Source organism: Synechococcus sp. R6-10 (assembly GCF_047461815.1).
Lineage (GTDB): Bacteria > Cyanobacteriota > Cyanobacteriia > Thermostichales > Thermostichaceae > Thermostichus.
In genome coordinates this window covers 1-8,932 of sequence record NZ_JANSHW010000565.1, presented here as the reverse complement: position 1 = coordinate 8,932, position 8,932 = coordinate 1, and the positions used below count along the sequence as shown (strand labels likewise).

At 58.0% G+C, this 8,932-nt stretch carries 10 protein-coding genes; 7 read left to right on the top strand and 3 right to left on the bottom strand.

Going from position 1 to position 8,932, the window contains the following annotated elements:
• The 3 genes from NW837_RS13880 to NW837_RS13870 all read left to right on the top strand — a co-directional run.
• A partial coding sequence (locus tag NW837_RS13880) for a hypothetical protein (protein ID WP_414332190.1) occupies nucleotides 1-216 on the top strand: 216 nt, incomplete at its 5' end.
• A gap of 169 nt (nucleotides 217-385) precedes the next feature.
• The gene (locus tag NW837_RS13875) at nucleotides 386-592 is read left to right on the top strand and encodes a hypothetical protein (RefSeq protein ID WP_011432020.1); all 207 of its coding nucleotides are present in this window, start codon (nucleotides 386-388) and stop codon (nucleotides 590-592) included.
• 40 nt (nucleotides 593-632) lie between these two features.
• Nucleotides 633-860: a hypothetical protein gene (locus NW837_RS13870; protein WP_011432021.1), complete on the top strand. Its 228-nt coding sequence runs from the start codon at nucleotides 633-635 to the stop codon at nucleotides 858-860.
• Between the two features lie 153 nt (nucleotides 861-1,013).
• Here the strand turns inward: NW837_RS13870 and fba are convergent, their stop codons facing one another.
• Complete coding sequence (fba, locus tag NW837_RS13865) at nucleotides 1,014-2,093, bottom strand: class II fructose-bisphosphate aldolase (RefSeq protein ID WP_011432022.1); 1,080 nt, start codon at nucleotides 2,091-2,093, stop codon at nucleotides 1,014-1,016.
• 375 nt (nucleotides 2,094-2,468) lie between these two features.
• On the opposite strand from fba, the gene NW837_RS13860 reads away from it, so the two are divergent.
• A complete protein-coding gene (locus tag NW837_RS13860) occupies nucleotides 2,469-3,065 on the top strand; it encodes a hypothetical protein (protein WP_414332189.1) in 597 nt (198 codons plus the stop codon).
• A 36-nt stretch (nucleotides 3,066-3,101) separates the two neighbouring features.
• On the opposite strand, the gene murI is transcribed toward NW837_RS13860, so the two are convergent.
• Nucleotides 3,102-3,980: a glutamate racemase gene (gene murI / locus NW837_RS13855; RefSeq protein WP_414332188.1), complete on the bottom strand. Its 879-nt coding sequence runs from the start codon at nucleotides 3,978-3,980 to the stop codon at nucleotides 3,102-3,104.
• Nucleotides 3,981-4,119: 139 nt separating this feature from the next.
• A complete protein-coding gene (locus tag NW837_RS13850) occupies nucleotides 4,120-5,931 on the bottom strand; it encodes an N-acetylmuramoyl-L-alanine amidase (RefSeq protein WP_414332187.1) in 1,812 nt (603 codons plus the stop codon).
• A 210-nt stretch (nucleotides 5,932-6,141) separates the two neighbouring features.
• Between NW837_RS13850 and NW837_RS13845 the strand changes: the two genes are divergently transcribed.
• The 3 genes from NW837_RS13845 to NW837_RS13835 all read left to right on the top strand — a co-directional run bounded on the left by NW837_RS13845 (nucleotide 6,142) and on the right by NW837_RS13835 (nucleotide 8,651).
• On the top strand, nucleotides 6,142-7,275 hold the full coding sequence (locus tag NW837_RS13845) for a hypothetical protein (protein WP_414332186.1): 1,134 nt from the start codon (nucleotides 6,142-6,144) through the stop codon (nucleotides 7,273-7,275).
• Nucleotides 7,276-7,628: 353 nt separating this feature from the next.
• Entirely contained in the window at nucleotides 7,629-8,234 is a 606-nt protein-coding gene (gene cbiT, locus NW837_RS13840; protein ID WP_414332185.1) for a precorrin-6Y C5,15-methyltransferase subunit CbiT, read from the top strand.
• A 198-nt stretch (nucleotides 8,235-8,432) separates the two neighbouring features.
• On the top strand, nucleotides 8,433-8,651 hold the full coding sequence (locus NW837_RS13835) for a hypothetical protein (RefSeq protein ID WP_414332184.1): 219 nt from the start codon (nucleotides 8,433-8,435) through the stop codon (nucleotides 8,649-8,651).
• Nucleotides 8,652-8,932 lie beyond the last annotated feature (281 nt).

The window sequence follows — 8,932 nt, the reverse complement described above, 5'->3', positions numbered from 1 at the left end:
GCGGTCGGAAGCAGGAACCCGCCGAGACGACTGCGCAAGGAGCCATCCATGCGCAGCGTGGTAGGAATCTCCAGCCTTCAGGCCGGGGAGGATGTCAATTTCCCAGTTTCACCCTCCTCTCTGGCTCAGCTTGGAGCCAATGGCCTCATCGGCAAACCCTTCAACGCCGCCACCCTGGCTGCGGACATCTGTGCTCTGCTGGGCTGGGATCCCTGACTCAACCCTGAACCTGCCCCAAAGACCCCTGGGATCCCACCGATATCCGCCAAATCGCGTAGAAGAAACGTACAAATTGCCTACGCAAATCCTCGATGTTTCTCTGTACTTCCACTGATCTCGAGGCTATGATAGGGGCATGAACGTTAGAAATACGGAGGAAACACAGATGCAAGTCAGTGAAGATCTAACCCTGGACTACCGTACTTACCGCATAGCAGCCCTATTGAGCGAGAGCTTCTCTTTGGGAGCACTGCTGGGAGTATCCCTCAAGTGGCAGAACGATGTCTCCTCCGTGAATGAGCCGCGGCCCAGGGCTTCCCATCTTTCCCTGCAGGACATCGAGCAGCGCTACCTCACCTCTTGGCAAAGATAGTCTTCTCCCTTCAAAAACCATCTCTCAAACAGAACCAGCCATGAATACAAGTCTTGACTCTGTTACTCTGCCCTCCAGCATCCAAGAAATCGTGGAGCAGGTGTTCCGCAGCAGCTTCCTCAGCTTGGGCCAAGAGAACCGCATCAATGAGCTGCTCTTTCAGCGGCGCTACTCTGAGGCTGACCTGGAACTGTTGGACTGCCTAAGCTTGGCGTTGCTGAACCATCAAATTGAGACGGAAAAACGTTCTGCGGCAAAAGCTGCCTGACCCCCAAAACGCATCAAGTTCCTCCAAAGCAAAAGGGGATCCCAGCTGGATCCCCTTATTTGTCCAATCTGAGTCCAGTGACCTAGCTGATCTCCAAGGAAAACCCTGGAAGCGCCCCGGCAAGCATTCCAGAGTTCTTGCAGGATGTGGGGACTAGACCGCAACGGTCTTCTTCACCTGAGCCGCCAAAGCTCCAGAAGCATACTTGGCTGCCATCTCATCCAAGGTAACCACCGGAACTTTGGTGCCATGGCCAGCACAGCCGAAGGCAATGTAGCGCTCAGCACAGACTTTTTGCATTTCCTTGATGGAAGGCTTGAGGAAGTGGCGGGGGTCAAACTCTTTCGGATTCTCGGCCAGAGCGCGGCGCACGGCAGCTGTGATGGCCAGGCGGTTGTCGGTGTCGATGTTTACTTTGCGCACTCCATTTTGGATGCCCCGCTGAATTTCTTCCAGCGGCACACCGTAAGTCTCGGGAATGGAGCCGCCGTATTCGTTGATGATGTCGATCAGCTCCTTGGGCACCGAGGAGGAACCGTGCATCACCAGGTGCGTGTTGGGCAGGCGGCGGTGGATCTCAGCAATGCGCTCCATGTCGAGGATGTCACCAGTGGGCTTCCGGGAGAACTTGTAGGCGCCATGGCTGGTACCAATGGCTACGGCCAGCGCATCCACCTGAGTTCGCTCCACAAAGTCCACCGCTTGGTCGGGGTCGGTGAGGAGTTGGTCATGGCTGAGCGCCTCTTCCGCGCCGTGGCCATCTTCCGCTTCCCCACGGCCCGTTTCCAGGGATCCCAGGCAGCCCAGTTCCCCTTCCACACTCACCCCGATTGCATGAGCCACTTTCACCACCTCGGAGGTAACGGCCACGTTGTACTCGTAGCTGGCCGGGGTCTTGGCATCTTCCTTGAGGGATCCATCCATCATGACGCTGGTGAAGCCGTTGCGGATGGCGGAATAGCAGGTAGCCGGGCTATTGCCGTGGTCTTGGTGCATGGCGACGGGGATGTGGGGGTAGGTCTCCACTGCCGCCAGGATCAGGTGCCGCAGAAAGTTCTCGCCCGCATACTTGCGTGCCCCTCGAGAGGCTTGCAGGATAACGGGGCTGTTGGTTTCATGGGCTGCCTGCATGATTGCTTGGATCTGCTCCATGTTGTTGACGTTGAAGGCAGGAATGCCGTAGCCATGTTCGGCGGCATGATCCAGCAGCGTCCGCATTGCAACGAGAGCCATCGGTTACCTCCTGAGGTGCTGACCTAGTGCGTATGAGATTTGCTTACCGTTGATCTTAAGATACTTTTTACGTTTTGCGGGATCAGGCCGTGGGGATCTGCGCATCTTGCCGAGGGATCTTTGCAACCATTGGCCGCAATGCTCGCGCTCAGACGCAACAGGCGCGCCGACATCTTCAGGTACAGTGGGGAGGGGCAAGACTGTTGGGCGCTTGCATCGAGGATGGATCTGCCCATGCCCGCTCAATTTATCTCTTAGTCTCTCTAATTCTACCGTGGTGTTTTTGTGTTGTTTGCCCGGAGGAATGGGAACGTGCGTTGCAATCGCTGGCCGGTCTTGGGTGTAAAGCCAACAAGGGCTCTCTGGGGTAGTTGGGTGCAAGGAACCGGTTTGGCAATGGCCTGCTGGGCAGTGGCGGGCCTTCGGTCGGCAGCTTGGGGGATCCCTGGGCAATCTCCGGATCAGGTGGCGGCCTGGGTGGGGGACAATCCTGTGCTGCGGCCCCGTCCGGGCGAAACCCTGAACATCATCCGAGTGGAGCCGGATAGATCCCGCTTTACGTTCTTGGCCTCGGTGGCTCCGCCAGGACGGATCATCAACCCGCTGGATCGGGAGACGATTCGCTCGGAGCGGATGACGTTCTTTCGCCCCCAAGGACTGACGGCAGAAGACCTCTTTCAAGCCATTCGCGATGTCTATGGGCCGGAGATCGCCGCCGATCTGGATCAGGCGGTGGAGGTGATTCGCTACCCATCCCCAGAAGCTCTGGCAAGCAGTCCGGGCTATACCTTGGCCCTTGCCATCCAAGGGGTGGTGCTGCGGGGAAACCAATTCGTGTATTGGCTGGAGCTGACGCAAAACCCCGATGGCCGCGTGCAGCAGGGGCAGGTGTGGGTGTTCCAAGAGGAATGGCTACCCAAGGTGGAAGGGGAGTTGGCGGAACGTTTCCCCTTGCAGGTGATGACCCGTTGAGGGGCCCCCAATCTTTATCCCCGAGGAGAAGGGCGCTCAGGGGCGGAGGGAGTTGCTGACATCCAAAGCCGGCAATTCCACCCGTTCTACCTGGGGCCGAAAGCCCAACCAAGGAGTGGCCAACTGGGCAAATCGCTCTGGATCCCCGCTCACGTAGAAACGGTGGGGTTCCTCCTGGGCAGCGGTCGAGGGGCGGCGCAAGCCCCACAAGCTCAATTCGCGGGCCAGGGATCCCACCAGCGCCATCCCTGGATCTACCCGTTTGACCGAGGACGGCAGCAAAGGCTTTAGGATTGGATCCAGCAGGGGGTAGTGAGTACAGCCATAGACAAGAGTATCGATCCCTTTTTGCAACAGGGGCTGCAAGTAGCGTTCAGCCGCCTGTCGCAGAGCAGGGCTATCCAGCCATCCGGCTTCAATGAGAGGGACGAACTCAGGGCAGGCCTGCTCCCAACAGTAAACGGGGTACGGAAAACGTTTGGGATCCAGAGCGCTGTACTCCTGAATGGCTTTTGAGTAAGCGCGACTCTTGACCGTGGCCACCGTGGCGAGCACCCCAATGCGGGATCCCTGGGCCAGTGCTGCCTGGGCGCCGGGCAGGATTAACCCCAGAATGGGCAGGGCAAACTCCTGCCGCACCTGTTCTAGGGCCAAGGCCGAGCTGGTATTGCAGGCCATCACCACCAGCTTCACCGGCTGTGCCTGCATCCATGTCAGAATTTGCCGCACAAAGGCCAGGATCTCCTCTGGCGAGCGTTCCCCATAGGGTACCCGTGCCGTGTCGCCGAAGTAGATGAGCCGTTCGTGGGGGAGCCGACGGCGCAAAGCTCGCCAAACCGTCAGCCCGCCCAAGCCGCTGTCAAACACCCCAATTGGCCAACTGGGATCCGGATCCGATCCCCACTCCCACTGCATGCTCCGTTCTCCTCAACACCTTGGCCTAAGCTGCTGTATCCTACCCTGCTTTCGAGAATCTCGGCGACAGATTCCCTGCCTTCCCTCTGAGATCAACTGGATTCAGTTGTGATCAACACCAACAAGCTCAGCCGAACGGCTAGCGGCTGCGCAAGAAGGTCTCAATACCATCGGCAATAGCCCGCGCCAAGAGAGCCTGATATTCGGCAGTGGCCAATTTTCGCCCTTCGGTTGGGTTGGTTACGTATCCCAACTCCAGCAGCACGGAGGGCATACCCACAGGTGTTTCCCGCACCACAAAAAAGCGGGCTCGTCTCACCCCCCGGTCAGCAGCACCGGTGGCCCTGACCAAGCTGCGGTGCAAGATGGCGGCCAGCTCGGCGCTATCGGGTCGCAGGTAATAGGTCTCGATGCCGTGAATGCCGGAGCGATCCAGGGCGTTGGCATGAATGCTCACCAGCAGGGCAGCATTGGCCTGAACGGCCATATCCACCCGCGGTTGCAGCAGCACTTCCCGGTCATCGGTGCGGGTCATCACCACCCCGTACCCCCGCTCCTGCAGCAGTCGTTGCACCTGGTGGGCAACGGAGAGCACGATGTCCTTCTCCTGGATCCCATCCACCCCGATGGCACCGGGATCCCGTCCCCCGTGGCCGGGGTCGATGGCAATGACCGTCCGGTTCAGAGATTGGGGGGTGGAAGGGGAGGCAGGGCCGGGCGTCTGCGGCTGAGGTATTGGTGGAGGAGCATTCAGAGGTCGCAGCTCCAAGGTAATGCGGCGGGATCCCTGGCCGGGGTTGGGCTCGAAGACATTGAACTCCTCGGCGGGCTGCACCAGAATGCTGACCGTGCGGGCATCTTCCTGGACAAAGCGGATCCGCTCCACCGGCCCTCCAACCGGCAAGCCGGGATCCGGCATAGACTGGGGCAGGCGAGCGGGCGCCACGTTGATGCGGTAGCCACCACTCTCGGGATCCCAGCCGGCCCGGTAGAACATGAATCCATCGGCGCTGATGATCAACCGGTTGCCCTGGAGCTGAACCGATTGCAACGTGGCCAGCGGCCCACTGCTGTTGACAGAGCTGACCTCGGGTAGAAGGCTGGCCTGGGCAGCACCCCCGGCAGGCTGGATCCAGATCCCACCCCGCTGTGGGTCGTAGCGGGCTTCCCAGTCGCCACCGGAGGAATCCACATCCAGCACTACCCGAGCAACGGTGGGCTCAAACTGCCCGATACGCAGCCGCGCAACCCCCAGACGGTTGATGACATAAGCTCGCTGGGTGAGGGCAGGGCTGAGGGTGGTGTTGAGAAAATCCACCACTACCCGATCCGGATCGAGGATGCGCCGCACCGTAGTGGAGGGGCTGCCTTGGGTACGGATGAAAAAGCCTTCTGCTTGCGGGGATACCTCTAAAATTTGATGGCCGGAGCGAGGAGATGGGGTGGGTGCCGGGCGTCGGGGAGGCAGTGTCGGCAAAGGCGGGGACGGCGGGAAGGGATCCCTGGAACCTCCCAATAAGCCGGCAGATGAAGGGGGAGAAGAAGAGAGAGATCCGGCCTGGGTGAATTGAACAGCCCAGCGGGAGGGGCCGGCAGTGAGCAGTTGCAGTTGGTTGAGGCTGAGAGGCTGATCCGGCTGCAGATAGAGCACAAAACGGGTGATGGTATCCGTAAGCTGGCTAATCTGCAGAGAGGTGACACGGCCCGCAAAAGTCTGGGTCTGGGGCTCCCGTCCGAAGCGGGTGTTGGGAAAATCCAGCACCACTCTGGGGGGGTTTTGCAGAACAAACAGGAAAGGCCGCACCTCTCCCTGTGTATTGACTTCCAGCCGCCCCTGCTGGGGGTCGTAGTACCAACGCTCAATGCGCGATAAACCTGGGGCTGTAATCGCCTGAGCCTGGACAGATTCCGGGGGAAACAGCCCTGCCCCCGCCAAGCTCAACAGCAGCATCGCCCCCCATATCCGCCTTGACCTCGGCTTGCCGAATTCAGGCATGACCTTCCATCCACTCCCCACACCTGCTGCCCTCAACTATACCAACCTGCCCTCGGAGCAGCCTGGGAAGGAGCACAATTCCGCTCTTGCCTGCAGGGCTGGGGGATGATGGGTAGAGGCTCGCCCCTTCTTCTTCCTGCTTGTTCTCCGGCGAGGTATCTTGGGATGCCCAAACCACCGGATCCCCTAGCCCTGGCCCGAGCTGGACACGCCCAGTCAATTGTGCAGGTTGTGCGGACAGAACTGCTGCGGCGTCGCTGGTGTGTCCGGGTAGACTTTGCCGACGAGACCCTGCACATTCACCTCATCGGATCCCCTTATCGGCCTCAGCTCTCCCCCCAAGTTGCCGCCGCCCAACTGTTTCTGATTCTGATCCTGAAGCAACTGCGGATTCCACGGCTGGATCAAGTGGAGATTTACGCTTTCCGCGGCTCACGCTTGCTCTGGCGGCAGAGCCTAAAGCTGGGATCCCGGCGGCGTTGGGATCGGTTTTCCTTCGATAACTGGGCAGTCAACGCTTGGGCTTACCCGGCTGCGTTTGCGGTGGCCCTGATGGTGAACAACATAGGCTTGTTGCAGTTGTTGCATTTGCCTCTTCACATTTGGATCCACGAATTTGGCCATGCCACCGTCGCCTGGTGGAGCGGGTATCGGGCTTTGCCTCTGCCCATCGGCTGGACAAGCGTTAGCTCGCAGAGGGATCCCTTTGTGTATTTTGGAATCCTCTTTTTACTGATTCTACTCTTCTGGTCAGCCCGCAAGGAGCGGATTGGGTGGCTGCAGGTGCTGGCCATCTTTCTTGCTCTATTGCAGTTTTACATGACCTGGCTGATGCCCAATCGCACCTGGGAGATGTTGTTTGTCTTTAGCGGCGTTGGAGGAGAATTTTATCTCAGCACCTTTCTGATGGCCAGCTTTTATTTTCCCCTGCCAGATCGTTGGCGATGGGATTTTTGGCGATTTGTCGTGCTGGGGATCGCGAGCAGCAGCCTGTGGAGAAGCTTTTGGGAATGGCACAGCATCAGACTGGGATTGGCCGAGGTTCCCTGGGGAACTTTGTTGGGCGGCCAAGGAGATGCCAGGGGGGATATGAACCGCCTAAACTACGACTTTGGCTGGAGCACCGATCAAATTATCCAAACCTACACTTTTTTAGGAAACCTGTGTGTTTTCGTCGTATTGAGCCTATATGTTCTATTCCTGTTGCGGGCAAATGATGAGATTTGGCTGTATCTGCGAGCAAAGCTTATTCTTTGGATGGATGGTTTGATAGGCTCCAGTTCAAGGAAACGTTCTTAAGATCCTCCTATAGCGATCATTATCCCAACCACAGCTTTTTTCGGCAGCACCAGCTACATCCGGCGCAAAATGAGCTCTTGGGTAAAAGGGATCCCGCTTGTCTCCAGAACTTCCCTAGTGTCCAACTCGATTCCTCAAGGGGGCAGGATCATTTTGGTTTTGGACTGCAGCTTTGCCGGTTGGGAATTGCTCCAACCACTCCGTTGAGCTCAGAGGGCGTTTGTGGTGCCCATCTGGGCAATGATTGGGCGGGAGAAGCGGCACCCCTATCAGGTTGGAGATGGCCTGTTGAGCATTCGCTCTATGCTGAGGGATATGTATAGACAAACTTCCTCTGCAACGGTACTTTACCCATGTCAGCCGCCTTCTCTTGGCCCTACCGCACCCCAGGGATCCCAGACTCTGCCTTTGAACGCATCCCAGGGATCCCGATGAGCCCTCGTGAGGTGCGCGTGTTGGTGCTAAGCCAGTTGCGCCTGGGAGAGAACCACTGCCTGTGGGATATCGGCGCCGGAACCGGCACAATTGCCATTGAAGCGGCTGTTCTATGCCCCAAAGCTCGCGTGATTGCCATCGAGCGAGATGCCGAGGTAGTCAGCCTAATCGAGAGCAATTGCGAGAAATTTGGCCTCACCAACGTGCAGGTGATTCAAGGTACTGCCCCCGATTGTCTGCAACACCTTTCTCCGGCACCGGATCGCATCTGCATTGAGGGAGGCCACCCCCTACGCGAGATCTTGGAAGCCTGCTGGAGCCATCTCAGCCCCAACGGGCGGGTCGTGGCGACGACCAACTCTTTGGATGGGCTCTACGGCCTTTCTGCCGGCCTGGCCGCTGTGCGGGCTCATCATGTGGAGGTGATTCAATCGGCGGTGAACCGCCTGGAACACCGCGGTCGGACTCAAATGCTGCTGGCATTGGATCCCACCTTTGTTTTAAGCGGAGAAAAAATGAGTTAAGTTTTATATGACCTGTTTACATTTTTTGGTAGATCTTTTCCCAAGGTGATGAATAAAAGCAGATTGGTCTGTCTCGAATGTCTTAAACTGGCAAAAAAGATTGGGCCACCACAAACCTTAAGCTATACTGATGTTTCTCGATCCCAAACTCAAATCTGCTTTTATACCAGATTAAGAGAGCTGGGAAACCCAAAAGCTATGGTTCAATTCCAAAACCCCTTTCAGGAATCACGGGAAGTCAGGCTGCGGCAACTGTTGATTCGAGAGCGCTGGCCAGAAATGCTGAAAGGCTGCCGGGCTTGCATCCATTGGGACGACTTCAAGCGACCGGAATGCTGCGGTGACTGCGGCATTGGCGATCGCCGTAGGCAAGCGGTAACCGAAGAAAGCCCACCCAGCAAGTCCCCAGGAATTTAGGGTTTCCCAAGCTTTCCAGAGGGGGATCCCAGCTCTTGTGGTGGTTTGTAGTAATTTTTACCTAGGGAGTTTTACCCAAAAATTGGGTCCCAAGCCCAGTCTTCACATCTGTCTGCAGCCAGAGCAAACCAGCAAGGTGGGGAGGCAACGAGCGCCTCTCGCAGGATCGTTATGTCGTTGCTCCCTAGCCTCTCATCGCGCCAGCGGGCCGGAGGCCTTTCGCGCCAGCGGGACGGAGTCCTTAAACGAGACCCTGTCGATCTAGGCCCCTGGATCCCGCT